The sequence below is a fragment of the Flagellimonas flava genome (assembly GCF_050617915.1).
In the GTDB taxonomy this organism is placed as follows: domain Bacteria; phylum Bacteroidota; class Bacteroidia; order Flavobacteriales; family Flavobacteriaceae; genus Flagellimonas; species Flagellimonas flava_A.
This window is the reverse complement of record NZ_JBODQE010000006.1, coordinates 17,919-38,129: the sequence shown is the minus strand read 5'-3', so window position 1 is coordinate 38,129 and position 20,211 is coordinate 17,919. Positions and strand designations below refer to the sequence as shown.

21 protein-coding genes are annotated in these 20,211 nt (G+C 42.0%); 9 read left to right on the top strand and 12 right to left on the bottom strand.

Annotated elements, in window-relative coordinates; translation table 11 throughout:
* Window positions 1-12: 12 nt before the first annotated feature.
* Together ACRHOZ_RS15415 and ACRHOZ_RS15410 are read right to left on the bottom strand one after the other, a co-directional pair.
* Entirely contained in the window at window positions 13-1,200 is a 1,188-nt protein-coding gene (locus tag ACRHOZ_RS15415) for a pyridoxal phosphate-dependent aminotransferase (RefSeq protein ID WP_431127237.1), read from the bottom strand.
* 13 nt (window positions 1,201-1,213) lie between these two features.
* A complete protein-coding gene (locus ACRHOZ_RS15410) occupies window positions 1,214-2,314 on the bottom strand; it encodes a fatty acid desaturase family protein (protein ID WP_431127234.1) in 1,101 nt (366 codons plus the stop codon).
* Window positions 2,315-2,426: 112 nt separating this feature from the next.
* On the opposite strand from ACRHOZ_RS15410, the gene rsmG reads away from it, so the two are divergent.
* Window positions 2,427-3,068 (top strand): 16S rRNA (guanine(527)-N(7))-methyltransferase RsmG, encoded by a 642-nt coding sequence (gene rsmG / locus ACRHOZ_RS15405; RefSeq protein ID WP_431127231.1) that lies wholly within the window; start codon window positions 2,427-2,429, stop codon window positions 3,066-3,068.
* Here the strand turns inward: rsmG and ACRHOZ_RS15400 are convergent.
* From ACRHOZ_RS15400 to ACRHOZ_RS15355, 10 genes are all read right to left on the bottom strand, one after another.
* Window positions 3,065-3,187 (bottom strand): hypothetical protein, encoded by a 123-nt coding sequence (locus ACRHOZ_RS15400; RefSeq protein WP_431127228.1) that lies wholly within the window; start codon window positions 3,185-3,187, stop codon window positions 3,065-3,067. The genes rsmG and ACRHOZ_RS15400 overlap by 4 nt on opposite strands.
* Before the next feature lie 105 nt (window positions 3,188-3,292).
* Window positions 3,293-4,195, bottom strand: a complete 903-nt coding sequence (locus tag ACRHOZ_RS15395) for a T9SS type A sorting domain-containing protein (protein WP_431127225.1) — start codon at window positions 4,193-4,195, stop codon at window positions 3,293-3,295.
* A 268-nt stretch (window positions 4,196-4,463) separates the two neighbouring features.
* Window positions 4,464-5,501: a DJ-1/PfpI family protein gene (locus tag ACRHOZ_RS15390; RefSeq protein WP_431127222.1), complete on the bottom strand. Its 1,038-nt coding sequence runs from the start codon at window positions 5,499-5,501 to the stop codon at window positions 4,464-4,466.
* A gap of 80 nt (window positions 5,502-5,581) precedes the next feature.
* Complete coding sequence (locus ACRHOZ_RS15385; protein ID WP_431127219.1) at window positions 5,582-6,550, bottom strand: GlxA family transcriptional regulator; 969 nt, start codon at window positions 6,548-6,550, stop codon at window positions 5,582-5,584.
* Entirely contained in the window at window positions 6,540-7,307 is a 768-nt protein-coding gene (locus ACRHOZ_RS15380; RefSeq protein ID WP_431127216.1) for an arylamine N-acetyltransferase family protein, read from the bottom strand. The genes ACRHOZ_RS15385 and ACRHOZ_RS15380 overlap by 11 nt, the downstream gene beginning before the upstream one ends.
* Before the next feature lie 13 nt (window positions 7,308-7,320).
* A complete protein-coding gene (gene pruA / locus ACRHOZ_RS15375; RefSeq protein WP_431127213.1) occupies window positions 7,321-8,949 on the bottom strand; it encodes an L-glutamate gamma-semialdehyde dehydrogenase in 1,629 nt (542 codons plus the stop codon).
* A 69-nt stretch (window positions 8,950-9,018) separates the two neighbouring features.
* Window positions 9,019-9,396, bottom strand: a complete 378-nt coding sequence (locus tag ACRHOZ_RS15370) for a four helix bundle protein (RefSeq protein WP_420398879.1) — start codon at window positions 9,394-9,396, stop codon at window positions 9,019-9,021.
* Between the two features lie 61 nt (window positions 9,397-9,457).
* Window positions 9,458-9,844, bottom strand: coding sequence for a Co2+/Mg2+ efflux protein ApaG (gene apaG / locus ACRHOZ_RS15365; RefSeq protein WP_138838430.1), 387 nt, complete (start codon window positions 9,842-9,844; stop codon window positions 9,458-9,460).
* A 4-nt stretch (window positions 9,845-9,848) separates the two neighbouring features.
* A complete protein-coding gene (locus ACRHOZ_RS15360; RefSeq protein WP_431127209.1) occupies window positions 9,849-11,051 on the bottom strand; it encodes a DUF3667 domain-containing protein in 1,203 nt (400 codons plus the stop codon).
* A 30-nt stretch (window positions 11,052-11,081) separates the two neighbouring features.
* Window positions 11,082-12,326, bottom strand: coding sequence for a DUF5103 domain-containing protein (locus ACRHOZ_RS15355; protein WP_431127206.1), 1,245 nt, complete (start codon window positions 12,324-12,326; stop codon window positions 11,082-11,084).
* Between the two features lie 153 nt (window positions 12,327-12,479).
* Between ACRHOZ_RS15355 and ACRHOZ_RS15350 the strand changes: the two genes are divergently transcribed.
* The 8 genes from ACRHOZ_RS15350 (at window position 12,480) to ACRHOZ_RS15315 (ending at window position 20,056) form a co-directional block, all read left to right on the top strand.
* Window positions 12,480-13,832 carry a Na(+)-translocating NADH-quinone reductase subunit A gene (locus ACRHOZ_RS15350; protein ID WP_431127204.1) on the top strand — a complete coding sequence of 451 codons (1,353 nt, stop codon included), beginning with the start codon at window positions 12,480-12,482 and terminating at the stop codon, window positions 13,830-13,832.
* Between the two features lie 2 nt (window positions 13,833-13,834).
* Complete coding sequence (locus ACRHOZ_RS15345; RefSeq protein WP_431127201.1) at window positions 13,835-15,103, top strand: NADH:ubiquinone reductase (Na(+)-transporting) subunit B; 1,269 nt, start codon at window positions 13,835-13,837, stop codon at window positions 15,101-15,103.
* 2 nt (window positions 15,104-15,105) lie between these two features.
* Window positions 15,106-15,855: a Na(+)-translocating NADH-quinone reductase subunit C gene (locus ACRHOZ_RS15340; protein WP_431127198.1), complete on the top strand. Its 750-nt coding sequence runs from the start codon at window positions 15,106-15,108 to the stop codon at window positions 15,853-15,855.
* A gap of 1 nt (window position 15,856) precedes the next feature.
* Window positions 15,857-16,504, top strand: coding sequence for an NADH:ubiquinone reductase (Na(+)-transporting) subunit D (locus tag ACRHOZ_RS15335; RefSeq protein WP_431127195.1), 648 nt, complete (start codon window positions 15,857-15,859; stop codon window positions 16,502-16,504).
* 10 nt (window positions 16,505-16,514) lie between these two features.
* The gene (nqrE, locus tag ACRHOZ_RS15330) at window positions 16,515-17,255 is read left to right on the top strand and encodes an NADH:ubiquinone reductase (Na(+)-transporting) subunit E (RefSeq protein WP_431127192.1); all 741 of its coding nucleotides are present in this window, start codon (window positions 16,515-16,517) and stop codon (window positions 17,253-17,255) included.
* A 2-nt stretch (window positions 17,256-17,257) separates the two neighbouring features.
* Window positions 17,258-18,568, top strand: a complete 1,311-nt coding sequence (nqrF, locus tag ACRHOZ_RS15325; protein WP_431127189.1) for an NADH:ubiquinone reductase (Na(+)-transporting) subunit F — start codon at window positions 17,258-17,260, stop codon at window positions 18,566-18,568.
* A 114-nt stretch (window positions 18,569-18,682) separates the two neighbouring features.
* Window positions 18,683-19,048, top strand: a complete 366-nt coding sequence (locus tag ACRHOZ_RS15320; protein ID WP_431127187.1) for a Na(+)-translocating NADH-quinone reductase subunit F — start codon at window positions 18,683-18,685, stop codon at window positions 19,046-19,048.
* 3 nt (window positions 19,049-19,051) lie between these two features.
* Window positions 19,052-20,056, top strand: a complete 1,005-nt coding sequence (locus tag ACRHOZ_RS15315) for an FAD:protein FMN transferase (protein ID WP_431127184.1) — start codon at window positions 19,052-19,054, stop codon at window positions 20,054-20,056.
* Window positions 20,057-20,211 lie beyond the last annotated feature (155 nt).

Below are 20,211 nucleotides of genomic sequence, written 5' to 3'. Positions count from 1 at the left end.
TACGGATGTGAGTTAGACAACGGCCTTAATTCGCGCAATGGCTTCTTTGATTTCTTCCACACTGGCCGCGTAGGAAATACGGATGGAATTTCCATTTCCAAAGGCATCACCTGTAACAGTGGCCACATTGGCTTCTTCCAACAAATACATCGCAAAATCCGAAGCATTGTTAATTTTCTTGCCGTTCAATGTCTTTCCAAAATAGGCTGATACATCTGGATAAACATAAAAAGCACCTTGTGGCTCATTGCATTTAAAACCTGGAATATTATTCAGGAGTCCCAAAATGAGCTTTCGCCTGTTTTTAAACTCGTCAACCATGTATTGAACCCTGCTTGGTGGTTCCAAAAGAGCGGTGATTACCGCACGCTGCGCAATACAGTTGGCACCACTGGTCACCTGACCTTGCAATTTGTTGCAAGCCCTGGCAATATAGGTGGGGGCTCCAATATACCCGATTCTCCAGCCAGTCATAGCAAAAGCCTTGGCTACCCCATTTACCGTAACGGTGCGATCATACATGTCTTCAAAACCGGCCATAGATGCATGCTGGGTTACCCCATAGTTGATGTGTTCGTATATTTCATCGCTGACCACAACAATTTGGGGATGTTTTTGAAGCACATCGGCCAACCCCCTTAGTTCTTCCTTGCTATAAATGGAACCACTTGGGTTGCAAGGAGAGGAATACCAAAGCATTTTGGTCTTTGGCGTAATCGCCGCCTCCAATTGCTCAGGGGTCATTTTAAAATCGTTTTCTATGGAAGTGGTAACCTCTACGGGAACTCCATCGGCCAATTTTACAATATCGCTATAGCTTACCCAATATGGACAAGGTAGGATAACTTCATCGCCTTTGTCCAAACAGGCTTGCGCCACATTGTAAAGAGCTTGTTTGGCCCCTGTGGAAACCACAATTTGTGAGCGGTCATAACCAATGCCGTTATCCCGCTGAAATTTGGTGATGATGGCATCCTTAAGTTCTACATAACCGTCAACCGGAGTGTAGGAGTTGTATCCATCATTAATGGCCTGAATGGCCGCTTCCTTAATGTAATCTGGTGTATTGAAATCCGGTTCTCCCAGACTTAAACCAATAATATCTTTTCCTGAAGCTCTCAGCTCACGGGCTTTTGCCGCCATTTCAAGGGTTGCCGAAGGAACTAAACTATTAATTCTTTCAGAAAGTTGGTTGCTCATGGACCTTGCTATTTTACTGAAATTGAAGGGCTGGGTTTTTCCCCAACTCCTTTAGATGTTTGAAGTGCGAAATTATGGCTTTTCGTGTAGTTTTATATTCGTTGTAGGGCAAATTAAATTCCCTTGCCGTCTGTTTCACAATTTTGGAAATTTTTGTGTAGTGAATATGGCTGATGTTAGGAAATATATGGTGCTCCACTTGGTGGTTCAATCCACCGGTAAACCAATTGACAATCCTGTTTTTGGTTCCAAAATTTACAGTTGTAGCAAGCTGATGGATGGCCCAAGTATTTTTCATTGTACCATCTTTCTCTGGAAGCGGAGTTTCTGCGTCATGGACAATATGAGCCAGCTGGAAAACCACACTTAGAATCACTCCCGCCACATAGTGCATAATAAAGAAGCCCAATAGTACTTGCCACCAAGGAATTTCAACAAAAATCAATGGAAGCACTATCCAAATAGTGATATATATGGCCTTAGTAATGACCAAGGTGCTCCAATTGATAACCGGATTGGGTAATTTTCCATAGGACAGCTTTCGTTTCATGTACCGATACATTTGCTGAAAATCTGTGGTGATGGCCCAGTTGAAAGTCAAAAGTCCATACAAGAAAATGGAATAGTAATGCTGAAATTTATGGTGTTTCTGCCAAGCTGCGTGTTTGGAAAAACGAAGGATTCGCCCTGCTTCCATGTCTTCATCGTGCTCATGGATATTGGTATAGGTGTGGTGCAACACATTATGCTGTACCTGCCAATTGTATACATTACCTGCCAAAATGTAGATACTGCCCCCCATTAACTTGTTCACCCATTTTTTGGTGGAATAAGAGCCGTGGTTACCATCGTGCATAACGTTCATCCCAACTCCGGCCATACCCACACCCATGGTTATGGACAACAAAATATAGCCCCAAAAAGGTAAGTTTAAGGTCAGCATTAAAAAATAGGGAGTCAAAAAGACGGCGAACATCACTATAGTTTTCAAGTGAAGTTTCCAATTACCGGTTTTCTTGATTTGGTTTTCACTAAAGTACTGGTTAACCCGTTTGTTCAGTGTTCTAAAAAATTGTGCGGAATCTTTTCTTGAAAACCGTATGGTATTTTCCATAAAATATCTTTTTATAAAAATAGCTATTAATGTCTTGCAATAGCCACTTCCATTTCTAAACGAAAATTAGGTGCCCAAAAGTATTAATTTTGCCGAAATTAACAGTTAACAAATGGGCTCAGATTTGATCTTTAACTATTTTACGACACTCACCGAAAAACAGAAGGAGCATTTTCGGGCTTTGGAGGCATTATATCAGGATTGGAACAAGAAAATAAATGTAGTGTCCAGAAAAGATATTGACGAGTTGTATTTGCGCCATGTACTGCATTCACTGGGGATAGCCAAAATTCAAACTTTCAATTCAGGGTCTGCGGTCCTTGATGTGGGCACCGGAGGAGGTTTTCCAGGAATACCGTTGGCCATCCTTTTTCCCGAAGTCCAATTCACTTTGGTGGACGCCATTGGCAAAAAAATACGTGTGGTACAGGAAGTGGTGGATGGACTTCAGTTAGACAATGTGAAAGCTTTGCACGCAAGGGTTGAGGACTTGGAGGAACAATTTGATTTTATTGTCAGCAGGGCAGTTGCCGCCATGCCCACTTTTGTTCGTTGGACGAAGGGGAAAATCAAAAAAGACTCGATGCATAGTAGAAAAAATGGGATTCTCTACTTGAAAGGTGGCGACCTGTCAGAGGAATTACAGCCCTATCAAAACGCCCAAGTTTTTGATTTGAAGGATTATTTTTCCGAAGATTTTTTTGAAACCAAAAAGGTGGTGTATTTACCTCAAAAATACAAGGTACCCCATTAAATGCTCAAGGTGTCATAATACAACAGCCTGCATTTTTTGGCATAGGCCTTTAAGTATTGCCATATGCTTTCGTACCTATCAGCCACCATTTTTCCCCAAATACGCATCCGTGAAGTCATAATTTGATGGTTTAGTTCCTAAAGATAAATGGATTACGTTTACTTTACAATTACTTAACGTTAAATTTACATATAAATTGTCTTGATGACGATTTTTAGCTGTCTCTAATTATTTATTACCAGTTTTTTGGACTCGGTAGAACCATCACCAAAATGTACGGTCACAAAATAGATTCCATTCCCCTTTTCCAATAGATGTATGGGATTTTCCATGTCTGGATTACCGATGGACTGGACTAGGACACCGTAGCTATTGTGGATATTAACCTGAGCTATTTTGGAATTCTGATTATTGGATTGAATAGTAAGTTGTGTTTTGGCTGGATTGGGATACATGATTGATTTTGCATTGTTTCCTCCATTTCCACCACAATCCAACAGAAAACTATTGCATTTTTTAATGCAATCTGTTCCATTTTCAAGAGTTACTTCGGCACAAACAGCCATATAGTAGTTGGTCCAGTTTCCTGGTGGATAGTAGAAAGATGCCGTATTGCCTGTGGTCACAACTGTTCCGGTGTGTCCTGCCAAGGCCCACGTCCATTTTATGGATTTGATGTTCTCCAAATTTTCTATGGTAGCCATTCCCGTGGCGCACAATCCATTTCCGGCCTCATTGGAGAATATGATATCATCCACGGAAGGACAATCTCCAGATGAACCCATGCCCCCTCCACCTTCACTGCCACCACCTTCTCCGATCATGCCATTTTCACACTCGTGGGATACACAGGTTTCAACACAGCTCCCATTTGTAAAACGAACCAGTTTGAGTTGAAAAACTCCATTTCCACAGCTTACTGCCACTTTTTGGTCAGTGTTTGAACCCATAATGCTGGCGTCACCGCTACAAATTTCCCAGTAATAGGCCTGGGCATCGGTTGCACTAAAGGTTCCGTCTCCGTTATAAGAAATTGAATTGGAAGGATCCCCACAATTCTGACATTGCCCATAAGCGGTTGGACTAAATAAAATACACAGGAGTACAATAGGTAGTATTCTCATCATAACAACCCTAATATAATGGGGTCTTGCACGGCATCGTTCAATGATGAATAATTGAAATTTTATGCCTGTACCCCGTTTAAAAGGGAAATGTAGGTATTGGGTTCTGCTAAACTGCTGCTGATCTGACGGTTGCCCTTTTTGGATCTATGGATGGGGTATTTTTAGCATACCATCTGAAGTTTCACCTATTAAATAGCCAAAGGCCATGGGTAATAACCATGGCCTTTCCAAGGATTGTTTGGTATGTTAATTTGATTGGATTCTGTAATTACAACTTCTTGTACACAGCCCCTTTTTGGGTGAGGGAGTAACCAATAATTTGGTTGGCATCGTTTCTTTTAAAGTATATGGGCTCACTATTTACATTGGAGAACATATCTTCACTTTCGTGATACACTGGATAAGGAATTCCATTGATCAGCGCTTGCAGACTTTCCTTTTCGCCGTTGTAGGCAACTATAATCTGACTTCCATCCTCATATTCGTATTTCCCCTCAAATTCACGGTAAAAGCTTGCATTTGCCAACTGGTTATAAGGACTGTCGTTGGACAAAATCAATCCGTCACCTGGTTTCCAATTGTCGTATTCCATATAGTAGGCCGTACGTTTGGCTGCATTTAGTCCTTGAAGTTTGGCTACTAAGTGCAAGGCGCCATCTATTCCAGCAGATACCCCTGCGGTAGTGATAACTTTGCCATTATCCACAAAACGAGCGTCCTTTTTTACGTCAATCTTTGGATAGTCCTTTTCCAGACTATTCAACGCACTATGAAAAGTGGTTGCGCTTTTGCCGTCCAAAAGGCCTGCCTCTGCAAGGACAAATGCCCCTGTGCATACTGAAAAGTGGTATTGTACATCCTCCTGTTTTTGAACCCACTGGATAACATCCTTGTTCTGGGATGCGGCTCCCGAATTGCCTCCAAAAAAGGCTAAAATATCCGCCTTAGGGGCATTCTCAATACTGTAATCTGGGATGACCTTTAACGTGCCTTGGGAAATGATAGGCTCCTGGGTGGCCGAAACGGTGAATACTTTGTATCCTGAATATACAAAAACCTCCATAGGGCCCGCAAAATCAAGGACTTCCACACCGTCCTGGAGGTAAAAGGCTATGGTCTTGGACAAATCCTTTCGAATCAGGACCATGTTGCAATCCGTACAGATACCAGGGCCGTCGTGTTCCACTTGGTCACAGGACATGTTGCAAGGTGGACAAATGTATTTGGTGGATGGAATATGCGAATCTTGGGCAAGGCCGTTGGAAATCATAAAAAGTAGTGTGATAATAAAAAAAGACTGTTTCATTGTTTCTTGTTTGATGATGAAACAAAATTATACCGATATAAGAACTAAAGAAAGGACAACTAGGCGCAGTATACGGACAATTATCCTTGCCATTCTGAAGGAAGGGAATGCGTATGTTTTTTTAGTAATGTCCTAAGCTGATTGCTGCTCCGAAGGCCGCAGGCCAAGGAGGCGGCACTCACTTTAGAGCCATCCGATAATAGCTGGACAGCGCGCTCCACCCGAAGCTTTTCCAAATAGCTTCCAACGGTGATTCCAGTGACTTTTTTAAACAAGCGACTTAGATTTCGCGGACTCATGTGGACATGTGACGCCAGGGTTTCCAAATTGGTCTTTTTGGCCAAATTCTGAGCCAAATAATCCTGTACTTGGTGGATTCGGTTGTCCAAATGGTTTCTATACTGAAGAAATACACTCAATTGGGGGTCACTATCCGTTCTGCGGAGGTAAATGACCACCGCTTTGGCAATTTTGGTGGCAAAGACCGGCCCAAATAGTTCTTCCAAGATAAAAAGGGCCAAATCTATTCCGGATGACACGCCAGCGCTGGAATATAAATTCCCATCTTTTACGATTAATCGATCAACAAGTAGTTTGGATTGTGGAAATCGTTTTTGAAAATCTTCCAAATACTTCCAATGGGTGGTGCAATTCTTGCCATTGAAAAGTCCAGCATAAGCCACAATATACGCTCCCGTACAAACCGAGCATATTTGAGCCCCAGTACCATATTGATTTTTTAACCAAAGGATGAATTCTTGGTTTTTGGCCGCATAGCCCGGCTCTGCAAAAATCCACCCTTCCAACCCAGGAATAAAAAGAAGGTCATTTGGTCCCAATTCAAATGCATCATAGGGTTGTAGTTTACCTAAGGATACCCCAGCACAAGTCACCTCTTCCCGCGTGGATGACATGCTTAAAAAATGGTTTTGAATGTTGGCTCCATACAAAGTGGCCTCATAAAATAGGTGGGCGGGGCCTGCAAAATCCAGAAGTTGTACCTCTGGAGGGATAAGAAAAAAGGCTCTATATGTGGTATCAGCTTGCACTATTCAAATCTATGGCAAAATACTTTTTCAGGTATTCCTCGAACTGATTTTCATTAAATTGGACTTCTTTGGTCTTTGATCCTTCTGTGATTTTTAAACTATTGTTATTGAGGGTGATACGACCTTTTTTGTTGCTTAAGGAAATTACCTTTTTTCTTGTAAAATGGGAATCGGGGCTGGTCTGATGATAGTTGCACATGCCCTCAAATTCATCCAAACTCCTGGGTTTGGGATTGAAAATATACTGAGGTACCCGATTTCCATTGGATAGTTCACTAACCTTTATGTAAGCGAGATCCGTTTCGTATGGATCTAGAACAAAAGTGCCGTAGGGGTCATTTTGGAGGACATTTAGGTATATGGTCAGCGGTTCCAGGATAAATTTTCCGAAACCTACATCTACCAGGTACTTCATGCCATCTAGGGTTACCAAAAGAGCCATGTGATCATATTCTGGACTATAGACACCATTTTTATCATGGACCCTGGCTGAAACCCTATGTACATCAAACCCAATTGCGTGGAGAAGTTCATAAAAAAGACCATTGAGCTCATAACAAAAACCACCGCGATTTTGAAGCACTATCTTATTAAAGAAAGATGCTGTCTCTAAAGTAATCGGGACTTTGTAATGAATGTCTAGATTTTCAAAAGGCACACTGAGTAAGTGTGCCTTTTGAAGTCCAAAGAGGGTTTGTTTGTCGGTTCCAACACTAGCTGTATAGTTGATTCTATTCAAATAGGCTGAAACGTCCATAAGTTTACTTGTACTACCCTAAAAAAGGATATCTGTAATCCTCGGGGGTTACAAAGGTTTCCTTGATCAATCTTGGAGAAACCCAACGTAATAAGTTCTGTGCAGAACCAGCTTTGTCATTGGTTCCCGAAGCTCTTGCTCCACCAAAAGGTTGTTGTCCTACAACTGCCCCTGTAGGCTTGTCATTGATGTAGAAGTTTCCAGCGCAATTTTGCAATGCTTTGGTGGCTTCTTCAATGGCATAACGATCAGTTGACAAAACAGCTCCGGTCAATGCATATTCCGAAGTACTGTCTACCAACTTCAAAGTTTCACTCCAATCCGCATCCTCATAAATGTATATGGTCACAACAGGGCCAAACAGTTCAGTGCACATGGTCGTATATTTTGGGTCCTGGGTCAAGATGACGGTAGGTTCCACAAAATATCCCTTGGATTTGTCATATCCACCACCTGCAATGATCTCGGCATCCTTATCCGCTTTGGCTTGATCAATGTATTTGGCCAACTTGTCAAATGAACCTTCATGGATCACAGCGGTGATAAAATTGCTCATATCTGCGGGTGAACCTGGTTTGTTAAAGGATGCTATATCTGTTTTTACCAATTCCAGTATCTCATTGGCAGTAGATTTTGGGAGATATACCCTGGACGCAGCACTACATTTTTGACCCTGGAATTCAAAAGCACCTCTGATGATAGCGGTAGCAACCTGTTCCGGTTTGGCCGTTGGGTGTGCCAATATGAAATCCTTTCCACCCGTTTCCCCAACTATTCTTGGGTAGGTTTTATAGGTATGGATGTTATTCCCAATTTGTTTCCACAATTCCTTGAAAACAAAAGTGGAACCTGTAAAATGGAGTCCAGAAAAATCTGGGTTGGAAAGTACGGTTTCGGTCACCATAATGGGGTCTCCCATGACCATATTTATAACCCCATCCGGAAGCCCGGCCTCCTTGAATACATCCATGATTACTTTGGCGGAGAACACTTGACTGTCACTTGGTTTCCAAAGCACAACATTTCCCATCATGGCAGCACTGGCAGGCAGGTTCCCTGCAATGGCTGTAAAATTGAAGGGGGTAATGGCGTATACAAATCCTTCCAAAGGTCTATATTCAACACGGTTCCAGATACCATCTGCGGACTCTGGTTGCTCCGCATAAATTTGAGACATGTATTCCACATTGAAGCGCAGGAAATCGATGAACTCACAGGCAGCATCAATCTCCGCCTGATGGATGGTTTTGGATTGTGCCATCATGGTGGCCGCATTGATTTTTGCACGGTAAGGTCCAGCAACCAAATCGGCCGCTTTCAAGAAAATGGCGGCACGTTGCTCCCATGTTAAGTTGGCCCATTTTTCTCTGGCTTCCAAAACGTTGGAGATGGCTTGCTCCACATGTTTTTTATCAGCAATGTGGTATTGACCCACAAGATGTGCGTGCTCATGTGGCGGAGACATGGTTTGGGTGTTTCCGGTCCTGATTTCTTCGGCACCTATATATAAGGGAACATCAACGTTTCCGCTATAATAGGCATCATACTGTTGTAGCACTTCCTCTCTTTCCGGAGTGCCCGGAGCATAACTTTTTATAGGTTCGTTATATGCTGTTGGAACTTGAAAAAAACCTTTTCCCATAGTGGTATTTTTACGATTTAAAAATTCCACCAAAGGTAGTAAAAGAATAGATGATTATTGGATTATAAATTATTGATTGTTGGATTGCAAGTTGAGGTATTTGATATATCCATTTAGAGAGTAAATGGCCTGTGATATAAGAATCATTCCCTGTTGGATTTCCTGTTTCGTCACTTTATTTTCATCCATACAAATAATTAAATCTTCCTTGATTTCGAACAAAGAACCTCTACTTATTCTGCAAAATTGAATATTCTCTTTATAATGGAATCTTCCGAAACCTTCTGCAATGTTTCTAGTGGTGGAACGTGCTGCTCTTCTAAGATTTTGGACTAAATCGTAATCCTTTTTGTCAATTTTGGCTTTAAGGAACGAATCAACCCATATTCTGACCTTTCTGCACTTTTGCCAACACTCCAATTGTTCAAAGGAAGTATAGCTTGGCATTATCAATAAGATTTGGGAACATGGAAAAGAAATAATTAATAATCGATAATGTGCAATTTAATTAATTGATTGCAAAAGGAGCAGAAAATTTGAAGGTAGGTATCTCCACTTCAAATTCTTCCGTAGAAGTGAAATTTACCATATGATAATACCCACGCATGGCGCCAATGGGTGAGGCCAAAAGACAACCGGAACTATAGGTATGGGACTTGCCGGGCTTAATGACAGGTTTTTTGCCAACTACCCCTTCACCGTCCACGGTCTCCATTTCCTTTAAGGCATCAAAAATATCCCAATGCCTGGCTGTAAGCTGTACGGTATCCTGACTTTGATTTTCAATGGTAATGGTATATCCAAAGGCGTAATGCATTTTATAGTTCTTAAAAAATGTGCCTTCGAAGGTGGTTTGCACCGATACTTTAATTCCTTTGGTAATCTGAGTGAACATAATTCTAATATGTAAAGACGCTTCCTGTCAACAAACCTAACAACACAAACAGTGCCAAAAAGGCAAAAATAGTGTTCAGAAATACGTATTTAATAATTGTCTTTATCCTTCCTTGGCCATAGAACCGTCTCATGGCTTTGTACAGGTAAAATCCGAAAATCAACAAAAAGATTCCTGCACTGGCCGTATTGAAAATAGTATCAATTATTAGGCTAAGGATGAGCAAGATAAATAATAATGATTGGTTGTGAAAACTAAAGATCAGATGATCGGTGTAGGTATATTTTTTTCTGATGTACACCATCGAAATGAAAAGAGTGAACACCGGAAGAAAGAAGAAAATGACAAAAGGGAGCTTGGAGATGGTGGTATTTACAAAACTTCCCGGTTCACGAATAACCCGTAATAGGCTAGCGGTTGAATTAAATGCCAATCTCGATGAGAAATTTTCCTGTATCCCATACCTATCCCTTGCTTCTCCAAAATTGCTCAAGGTGTCGTGCCGAATCACTTTAGAGAAAAACTCCATCTTCTCGGCAAATCCAATAAATCCAGAATTGCCTTTGATGCTATCAAAATATGCTCTTGGGTTGGCCAGCATCATGGAGTCTTTGTTAGCTTGGTTCTGCGCTAATTTTTCACTAAAGACCCCTATGCTATCCAGATACTTCAATTGTGCTGTAGCAGGAACATCACTCATGCCAAGGGAATCCATCCGTTGGAGCGCTTTTTCAGTTTGTTTACGCATTTCTGTGCTGTCCGCAGTGAGCTGTCCCGTACCCACATCAAAAGAAACGGCGCTGGGATTCATAATTTTGCCATTAAAATTTTCCGCAGCCTTGTCCCAACTGGAAAACCTATTGTTGTAAGTGAACATCAGGAAGTACAGAAAGGCCAAGCTTAAAAGAAATCTAAAGGGATTGGTGTAGGTAATTCGTTTCCCGTTGACATAATCTTTGGTGATGGTGCCTGGTTTTAGCAACATCGCATAAAGAGTTTTGATTAGTTTGGAATCGTAATTTATCAAACTGGAGAAAAATTCATCCCAAAAGTCCCTTAGAACCAGTTTTTTAGTGCTATTGGCCTGTGAGCAGTTGGGGCAATATTTATCACTGATATCCAATGGATGACCGCAATTTTTACATTCCGTACCCCTAAACTTCAGTTCGTACCGGCCTTTGGAAATTAAGCTTGGTTTGTTTCCCATTTCCTGATGGAGGTTATGGGCTAAAGATAATTAATTGCTGATTGTTCTGGAATTTACGGAGCCTATTCCAATGATGCTGTCGTGCATGTCACCAAAATCGCGGTAATAGACTAAAATGAGGTAATTGTTTTCTGTGAAATGAAAGTTGCCTCCCACGTAGTTAAGGTCCACAACCCCGTCCTCCCGTTCCACCACATATTTATAATTGTAAAATCCTTGCTTTATGGGTAGGGTTAGTTCCATTTTTCCATTTTCGGAGTTGAAGGTCATCAAATTTTCCCCTTCCAAGGCATAGTTGTTGAACTTCCCAAACACGTATACCTTGTCCAAACCTATGTCGTTGGTGTAGGGAAGGCTAAAATGGACTTTGGAGTATTCCGCCTCTCTGGAAACATCATCGCCCTGAAGCGTACGGATCACAAAATCCCCATTGATATCGGGAAAATAGGTGTACGGCTGATCATGTCTGAACTCGTTGGTGAAAAGATAATGGTGGTACAGGTCTTTAAATTCTACCTTGGAAATGGCAAAAGTGGGAGATCTTAAATCTTTGGTGTCAAAATTCAAAAATTCGTTGCCCCCGTAAAAACTCGTTTCTTGGTCGTATTTATAAACCAATTCCGTTCCTAAGGTAAATTGGGGTTGAATATTGTAAATCGCCGTGGGCCAAAAATGATTTTGGATTATGGCAACCTTGACCTCTTTTTTGGGATTGACAACTGGGAATCCTGCGGTGTTGATGCGAAACTGAACTACTTGCTTCGTATTCAAAAACTGGAAATCCCGGGAACGTTTTACAGTACCTCCAACCCTCACTAGATCCTTGTAAACCACAAATCTGCGGGAAAATTGGAGCTCTCCATACATATTGTAAATCTCTAGTAGGTAGTTGCCACTGACTTTGAGCCCAACATTTTGGTTGGGTATGGTCAGTCTATAATTGGAATACGGTTGTAGGGTGTTGTAACTGTTCTCGTAATCAATAATGCGCTGGTTGTCTGTTCCGTTGAGGAATTGCGATTTTAACAATTGGGAAGGTGTCCAGTCGTAATCACAGTGAACGATCTTATAGTAGTAATCTTGTTCACTGGCTGTAAGGTCGTCAAATTCCAATGTCATTTTTTCACCAAGCTGAATAACGGGGAATTGATCCTCCGTTGGGCCTGTAAAGACAACCGATTTTATGTGGGAAGGTGGATTTACTTCTTCTTGCACCTGTGCAAAAACTCCAGTAACAAAAAAACAACAGCACAATTGTTTGATCAATAAGCGCATATTAGGCCCAAATTTTGGGTAAAGGTAAACAAAAAGTGTGCCTAGCAAATTTAGCTCGATGTAATCCCATTTTTATGGTCAATTATTATGAAAACTATCCTTTTAATGCTAAATTTGCCTGCGATTTTTCATAACACTAAGGTCTACAACAATATGTCTAAAGACATCCGGATTAAGAAAGGGTTGGACATCAACCTTGTCGGGGCAGCAGAACAGACTACTTCCAAAGCCGTTTTAAGCAACGTTTACGCCCTAAACCTAGATGATTTTCACGGAATAACCCCTAAGATGCATATCAAGCAAGGTGCTGAGATCAAGGCAGGGGAACCTCTTTTCTATAATAAGAACAAGGAGGAAATGCAATTTGTCTCTCCTGTTAGTGGGGAATTGGTAGAAATTGTCCGTGGAGCAAGGAGAAGGATTTTGAGCCTAAAGATTTTGGCTGACAAAACCCAGGAATTCGTACAGCATAAGCCGTTGGATTTGGCGGGTGCCGATGCAGAAACCATCAAGGCATTTTTGTTGCAATCGGGTGCTTGGCCTTTTGTGAAGCAGCGTCCATATGATATCATTGCCGATCCAGATGCTACACCCAAAGCCATTTTTATATCAGGATATACCACAGCGCCATTGGCGGCAGAGGCGGACTATGTTTTGGCAGGCAAGGAAGAGCAGCTTAAAGCGGCCATTACCGCTTTAGGGAAATTGACTCCTGGAAAGATTCATGTTTCCGTAGGAAAATTGGGGAATTCCCCGTTGGCGCAATTGGATGGGGTAAGCGTTCATAAAATTTCTGGCCCACACCCAGCTGGTCTTGTTGGGACGCAAATCAATAAGATAGATCCAATTAATAAAGGAGAAGTGGTTTGGACGGTATCCCCTCAGGATTTGATCATCATTGGGGAATTGTTGTTGACCGGAAAATTTAATGCAGAGCGAACCGTAGCTTTGGCCGGTTCCATCATAAAGGCGCCTAAATACTACACCACTAAAATAGGAGCGGAGATTTCGACCTTCTTATACGCAAGTGGGGTGATTCAAGATAAATACAGGTTGATCAACGGAGATGTGTTGACAGGATCTAAAACCCATCCGGAAGGCCATCTTGGTTTTTACAATAACACTGTTACGGCAATTCCTGAAGGCGATGATTATGAATTCTTTGGATGGAACAAACCCGTATTCAATAAAGTATCTACAACAAGGGCATTGACCTTCTCTTGGATGCAGCCCAAAAAGAAATACGACCTCAATACCAATACCAATGGAGAGCACAGGGCCTTTGTGGTAACTGGGCAGTATGAAGAAGTTTTTCCAATGGATATCTATCCCCTACAGCTTTTAAAAGCTTGTATGGTAAAGGATTTGGATGAAATGGAGCAATTGGGATTGTATGAGGTAGCCCCTGAAGATTTTGCCTTGACGGAGTTCATCTGTATCTCCAAGCAACCACACCAGCAAATAATTAGGGAAGGATTGGATTTATTACATCAAGAAATCGGATAAAAATGGGATTGAAAGAAAAATTACATACGTTCAGAGTAAAAAATCAGGATAAAAAGTGGTTTCCTGTTTTTAGCGGATTTCACACGTTCTTGTTTACACCAAATGAAATTACACATCATGGAACCCATGTAAAAGGTGCGGACGATTTAAAACGTACCATGAATACGGTGGTGATGTCCCTAATCCCTTGTTTGATTTTTGGGATGTTCAATACAGGATACCAACATTACTTGGCCCTTGGGGAGATTGATGCCGTTACAGGTGGCTTTTTTGGTTCAGGTTTTTGGACTTGGGACAACTTCATTTTGGGATTCTGGAAAATATTGCCCTTGGTTGTGGTCTCCTATGTAGTGGGACTTACCGTTGAATTCATTTTCTGCGTCATCAAGGGACACGAAATTGAGGAAGGTTATTTGGTTACCGGTATGTTGGTACCATTGATCGTTCCTGTGGACTTACCGCTTTGGATGTTGGCTGTTGCCGTTGTTTTTGGTGTGGTCATTGGGAAAGAAGTTTTTGGAGGTACCGGAATGAATATTTTGAATCCGGCCTTGACCATCAGAGCCTTTTTGTTCTTCGCCTATCCAACCTGGATGAGTGGGGATAAGGTTTGGGTGCATGGTGCCGTGGATAGTGCTGGTACAGCGGACGCCATTTCTGGGGAAACCGTACTTGGATTCCTTGCTCAGGGCAATACAACAGATTTATCCCAGAAATACGATTTAGCGGATATGTTCTTCGGATTTATTCCTGGTTCGGTTGGTGAAACATCCACCTTGCTTATTCTTTTGGGCGGATTGTTCTTGGTATTCTCAAAAATAGCCTCTTGGAGAATTATGTTGAGTGCTGTGATCGGTTCCTTGGCAATGGGATTGATCTTCAATGGAATTGTTGCTGCGGAGTGGATTCCGGAATACAGCAAGTTCTATAGTTTAATGAGCTTTGAATTCTGGCAACATCTGTTGGTAGGAGGTCTGGCCTTTGGAATTGTCTTTATGGCAACAGATCCGGTTACTGGTTCACAGACCAACAGGGGAAAATGGATCTATGGATTCCTTATTGGATTTATGTCCGTTATGATTCGGGTTTTCAACCCTGGATATCCGGAAGGCGTTTTCTTGGCCATCCTATTAATGAACGTATTTGCTCCTACCATTGATCACTATGTGGTAAGAGGAAACGTCAAGAGAAGATTGAAAAGATTGAAGAACGCAACCATTTATCCCAAAGTATCAGGAGAGGTTGAAGCATTAAAAACGGAAACAGTTTAATTATGGCAATCAATACAGAAAAAAACACCTATACTGTAATTTTTGCCGCCGTAATGGTGGTCATCGTGGGATCCCTGTTGGCATTTTTGGCCTCTGGTCTACGCCCTAGGATAGATGAGAACGAACGCTTTGAAAAGCAGCAGAACATCCTGTATGCCATGGGTGTCAACCAAAATGAAGGCGAAGGAAGCGTGAATTTCATTCCAACCAATATTGTGGAGGATGAGTTTTCCAAATACATCAAACAACAATTGGTGGTTGTGGGTTCTGAAGCTAAAGAGAAGGAGGAATCCTATCTTATAGATATGAAGAAGCAGCTCAACATCATTAAAAATGGTGATGAAGCTGAATTACCGCTGTTCATTGGTGAAAAAGACGGAAAACAATATTACATCATCCCCATGTACGGTAAAGGACTGTGGGATGCCATCTGGGGCTTTATTTCCTTGGACGAAAATATGGTGGTGCAAGGTGTTGTTTTCGATCATAAAGGTGAAACGCCTGGATTGGGAGCCAATATTAAGCTTCGCTATTTCATGGATGACTTTGTGGGTGAGTCCGTTTTGGACGGAAACCGATACGCGGGTATTTCCGTGGTCAAAGGAAACAACGATCCCCTGAACAATGATAAAGAGGATAATGAAGTGGATGCACTGGCCGGAGCAACCATTACGGGTAACGGCGTGACTGCAATGATCAAGGAGACCTTGAAATTGTACAAACCTTATTTAGAAACAATTAGAACCAAGTAATATGGCGCTACTTTCAAAAAAAGATGCAAATCTAATTTTAGACCCTTTGGCGGATAACAACCCCATCACCATTCAGGTATTGGGTATATGTTCCGCATTGGCAATTACGGCAGAGTTGAAGGCGTCTGTGGTGATGGCCATCTCAGTACTGTTTGTACTGGGGGTAGGAAACGTGGTCATCTCTTTGCTCAGAAACATAATCCCGTCCAAAATTAGGATTATAGTACAGTTGATTGTTGTGGCCACCTTGGTAATCGTAGTGGATCAAGTGCTGAAGGCTTTCGCTTATGAACTGAGCAAGACTTTGGCTGTATTTGTGGGATTGATTATTACCAACTGTATCATCATGGGTCGTTTTGAGGCCTTTGCCCTGGGTAACGGACCTTGGAAGTCTTTTCTAGATGGAATAGGAAATGCTTTGGGATACGGTGTAATTCTGATTATCGTTGGGTTTTTCCGTGAATTATTGGGTTCAGGAACACTTTTTGGGATTCCAGTTTTGGGAGATCCCATTGCAAAAACAGGATTGTACGCCACTGGTTATGAAAACAACGGATTCATGATCATACCACCTGCCGCATTGATTGTGGTTGGAATCATTATCTGGGCACAACGTTCCAGAAACAAAGCATTAATTGAAGAAGCATAAATAGGATAACATGTTAGAGCATTTAGAACTTTTTTTTAAGTCAATCTTCATAGATAATATGGTGTTTGCGGTCTTTTTGGGAATGTGTTCCTATTTGGCCGTATCCAAAAAAGTATCCACCGCGGTAGGATTGGGTGCAGCTGTCATCTTTGTATTGGCCGTAACCGTTCCCTTGAACTGGCTGTTGGATCAGTATTTACTTCGGGATGGGGCATTGGTTTGGTTGGGCCCGGAGTATGCGGACTACAACTTGAGCTTTTTGTCATTCATCCTCTTTATTGCTACCATCGCAACCATGGTGCAATTGGTGGAGATCGTAGTGGAAAAGTTTTCACCGGCCCTATATAATTCCTTGGGTATTTTCTTGCCTTTGATTGCGGTAAACTGTGCCATCTTGGGAGGTTCCCTTTTCATGCAGGCCAGAGAGATTCCAAGCTTGGGATTGGCCTTCAATTATGGGGTTAGTTCAGGAATAGGTTGGTTCTTGGCTATTTTGGCCATTGCCGCTATCCGTGAGAAAATCAGATATTCCAATGTACCTGCACCGCTTCGTGGTCTGGGTATAACCTTTATCATTACGGGATTGATGGGTATTGGATTCCAAAGCTTTGGTGGCATGTTGACCGGGGATAACGAAGCTCCGGAACCAACGGAAAATACCACCGTTGAAAGTATTGAAGAAAAAGAAATTGAAAAAGAGATTGAAAACGAAGAAAAAGCAGTCTCCTATAATGACCTTGTAAACAAATAAAGATGATTTTAGCCACAAGCACAGGAGGTACCATTCTAATCACGGTTGTAGCATTTCTAATTTTATTGTTGCTCTTGGTGGCCCTTTTGCTGTTCACCAAAGAGAAATTGTCTCCCTCTGGGCCAGTAACGATTACCATCAATGGAGAGAAGCAAATAGAAGTAGCTTCGGGAAGTTCATTGTTGACCACCTTGGGAAATCAAAAGGTGTTTTTACCATCCGCATGCGGAGGTGGAGGTACATGTATCCAATGTGAGTGCCATGTACTTTCTGGTGGAGGTGAAGCACTACCTACGGAAACACCTCATTTCTCTAAGAAAGAGCTGAACCATGGGGCTCGTTTGGCCTGTCAGGTGAAGGTGAAGCAGGATATGGAAATCACCATTCCGGAAGAAGTTTTTGGTATCAAGAAATGGCCCGCTAAAGTGGTACGTAACTACAACGTGGCATCCTTTATCAAAGAGTTTGTGGTGGAAATTCCAGAGGATATGAATTACAAAGCTGGTGGATACATCCAAATTGAAATTCCACCATGTGAAGTAAAATATGCCGATATTGATATTACGGCTCACCCAGAGGAGCACGAAACTCCGGATAAGTTCCAAAACGAATGGGATAAGTTTAATTTGTGGCCCTTGGTCATGAAAAACCCGGAGACCGTGGAGCGTGCCTATTCTATGGCCTCTTACCCTGCTGAGGGACGTGAAATCATGTTGAATGTGCGTATTGCAACACCGCCATGGGATCGTTCCAAAAACGGTTGGATGGATGTTAACCCTGGTGTGGCGTCGTCTTATATTTTCAACCTAAAACCAGGTGATCCCGTGACTATTTCAGGTCCATTCGGTGAGTTCTTCATCAATGAGTCAGAAGCTGAGATGCTTTACGTTGGAGGTGGAGCTGGTATGGCACCCATGCGTTCACATTTGTACCATTTGTTCAGAACATTGAAAACGAATAGAAAAGTTACTTACTGGTACGGTGGTCGTTCCAAAAGAGAGCTTTTCTATATAGAGCATTTTAAGGATTTGGAGCGAAACTTCCCGAACTTTAAGTTCTATATGGCGCTTTCGGAACCTTTGGAAGAGGACAACTGGAAAGTCAAAAAAGATATCAATGATGAGGAAGGTGATGGTTTTGTTGGATTTATCCACAACTGTGTAATCGATAATTACTTGGATCACCACGATGCTCCAGAAGATATTGAACTATACTTCTGTGGTCCCCCATTGATGAACAAAGCCGTTCAGAAAATGGGAGAGGATTTCGGAATTCCTGATGAGAACATCAGATTCGATGACTTCGGTGGATAATCACGTATAAAACAATGTCACCTCGAGCGCCCGCCTTACGAAGTTTCGCACGGAGGACAGGCAGTCGAGAAGTAATTTTAACCTAACCGATGCGATAAGCATCGGTTTTTTTATATGGGAGAAAGGAGAAGACTTACAGAACAGGAACTGCACAATTTGGCCATGAATATTGTAGGCAGGGAATTGGAGGCAGATGGGTTTGAATTTATGGCTATAAACAGCAAACCCAAGAAAAATCCTCAGTACGTATGTTTGAAGAACAAGATTCTGCATTTTATTGTGGTTCGCAATACGGAATATCCGAAGAACCCTAGGGAGTATGATCAGGAGTTGATGCGCAAAGTAAAAGATCAGGCCACTAAGTTTGAGGCTAGGTGCTATTTTGCAGGGGTTGGCCTTTCCAATGCTGCAAATCAAGAACTTCCGGTGTATTTGAATGAGGAATACGTAGTGGATTATCAAGGTTTAATAGAGATTTAAGAGATGAAACAATTCGTTGTTGGTATTGCTATATTGTTTTTGGTCGGATGCACTCCCAAATCCTGGGTGAAAAATCAGGCCGCGGGAGCCGCGTTGGGAACCTCTTATTCAATTCTATATATATCGGATGGGGAATTGGATTATCAAAAAGAAATTGATTCGGTTTTCCAAGTGTTGAATCAGTCCATGTCCACTTATATTCCATCTTCGGACATTTCCAGAATCAATGAGGGAGATTCCACAATTATCGTGGATGAGATGTTTCAAGAGGTTTTTAAAACATCCAGTGCCGTTCATAAAGCGTCTGATGGATATTTTGATCCCACGGTAGGGGTGTTGGCCAATGCCTGGGGTTTTGGTCCTGGGGAACAAATGGATTTGGACAGCCTAAAGGTGGACAGTCTTCTGGCTTATGTGGGTTGGGAAAAGGTGCAGCTGAATAAGGATGGAACCATTTCCAAAATGCATCCTTCCATCCGCTTTGATTTCAACGCGGTGGCCAAAGGATATGCCATAGACCGTTTAGGGGCGTTGCTAGATACCAAAGGAATAGAAAATTACTTGGTTGAAGTTGGGGGAGAAGTACTGACCAAGGGAATCAATGTGATTTCTGGTAAAAAATGGTCCGTAGGTATAGACGACCCCCAAGTAGAGGTGGGGCGGCAATTGAAGCTAATTGTTTCATTGGAAAATAGGGCTATGGCTTCCTCTGGAAATTACCGCAAATTCCGTGTGGATCCCATAACAGGGGAAAAGTACGTTCATACCATCAACCCAAAAACTGGATTTACCAAAAACTCCAGTGTATTGGCGGCTAGCGTGGTGACTAATAATTGTGCAGCAGCTGATGCCTATGCCACAGCGTTTATGGCCATGGATTTAGTGGATACAAAAAAACTATTGGAAACTGAGGATGATCTAGAGGCCTATGTTATATACTTGGATGACAATGGAGAAACCAAGGAATTTATGACGAAGGGGTTTGAGGAATTGGTTGTGAAGCCCTAGGTTTTGATTCAGAACAATACGGGAAGGGATTTATGAAGGCCCATTCGTATATTTAGCAACATCAATCAATTGACCAGGACTATTCCGGATGTTTTCCTTTACCAATGTAATCCATATCATCATTATTTTTCAGGGTGCTTTGCTTACGCTGTATA

Excerpts from the sequence above, each read along its gene's own strand:
- ACRHOZ_RS15355 (WP_431127206.1), bottom strand. The coding sequence starts at position 12,326 with ATGCGCTTATTGATCAAACAATTGTGCTGTTGTTTTTTTGTTACTGGA.
- ACRHOZ_RS15320 (WP_431127187.1), top strand. The coding sequence starts at position 18,683 with ATGGGAGAAAGGAGAAGACTTACAGAACAGGAACTGCACAATTTGGCC.
- ACRHOZ_RS15335 (WP_431127195.1), top strand. The coding sequence starts at position 15,857 with ATGGCGCTACTTTCAAAAAAAGATGCAAATCTAATTTTAGACCCTTTG.
- nqrF (WP_431127189.1), top strand. The coding sequence starts at position 17,258 with ATGATTTTAGCCACAAGCACAGGAGGTACCATTCTAATCACGGTTGTA.
- ACRHOZ_RS15390 (WP_431127222.1), bottom strand. The coding sequence starts at position 5,501 with ATGAAACAGTCTTTTTTTATTATCACACTACTTTTTATGATTTCCAAC.
- ACRHOZ_RS15315 (WP_431127184.1), top strand. The coding sequence starts at position 19,052 with ATGAAACAATTCGTTGTTGGTATTGCTATATTGTTTTTGGTCGGATGC.
- ACRHOZ_RS15415 (WP_431127237.1), bottom strand. The coding sequence starts at position 1,200 with ATGAGCAACCAACTTTCTGAAAGAATTAATAGTTTAGTTCCTTCGGCA.
- ACRHOZ_RS15380 (WP_431127216.1), bottom strand. The coding sequence starts at position 7,307 with ATGGACGTTTCAGCCTATTTGAATAGAATCAACTATACAGCTAGTGTT.
- nqrE (WP_431127192.1), top strand. The coding sequence starts at position 16,515 with ATGTTAGAGCATTTAGAACTTTTTTTTAAGTCAATCTTCATAGATAAT.
- ACRHOZ_RS15345 (WP_431127201.1), top strand. The coding sequence starts at position 13,835 with ATGGGATTGAAAGAAAAATTACATACGTTCAGAGTAAAAAATCAGGAT.
- ACRHOZ_RS15410 (WP_431127234.1), bottom strand. The coding sequence starts at position 2,314 with ATGGAAAATACCATACGGTTTTCAAGAAAAGATTCCGCACAATTTTTT.
- ACRHOZ_RS15350 (WP_431127204.1), top strand. The coding sequence starts at position 12,480 with ATGTCTAAAGACATCCGGATTAAGAAAGGGTTGGACATCAACCTTGTC.
- rsmG (WP_431127231.1), top strand. The coding sequence starts at position 2,427 with ATGGGCTCAGATTTGATCTTTAACTATTTTACGACACTCACCGAAAAA.
- ACRHOZ_RS15360 (WP_431127209.1), bottom strand. The coding sequence starts at position 11,051 with ATGGGAAACAAACCAAGCTTAATTTCCAAAGGCCGGTACGAACTGAAG.
- apaG (WP_138838430.1), bottom strand. The coding sequence starts at position 9,844 with ATGTTCACTCAGATTACCAAAGGAATTAAAGTATCGGTGCAAACCACC.
- ACRHOZ_RS15395 (WP_431127225.1), bottom strand. The coding sequence starts at position 4,195 with ATGATGAGAATACTACCTATTGTACTCCTGTGTATTTTATTTAGTCCA.
- ACRHOZ_RS15370 (WP_420398879.1), bottom strand. The coding sequence starts at position 9,396 with ATGCCAAGCTATACTTCCTTTGAACAATTGGAGTGTTGGCAAAAGTGC.
- ACRHOZ_RS15340 (WP_431127198.1), top strand. The coding sequence starts at position 15,106 with ATGGCAATCAATACAGAAAAAAACACCTATACTGTAATTTTTGCCGCC.
- pruA (WP_431127213.1), bottom strand. The coding sequence starts at position 8,949 with ATGGGAAAAGGTTTTTTTCAAGTTCCAACAGCATATAACGAACCTATA.
- ACRHOZ_RS15400 (WP_431127228.1), bottom strand. The coding sequence starts at position 3,187 with ATGACTTCACGGATGCGTATTTGGGGAAAAATGGTGGCTGATAGGTAC.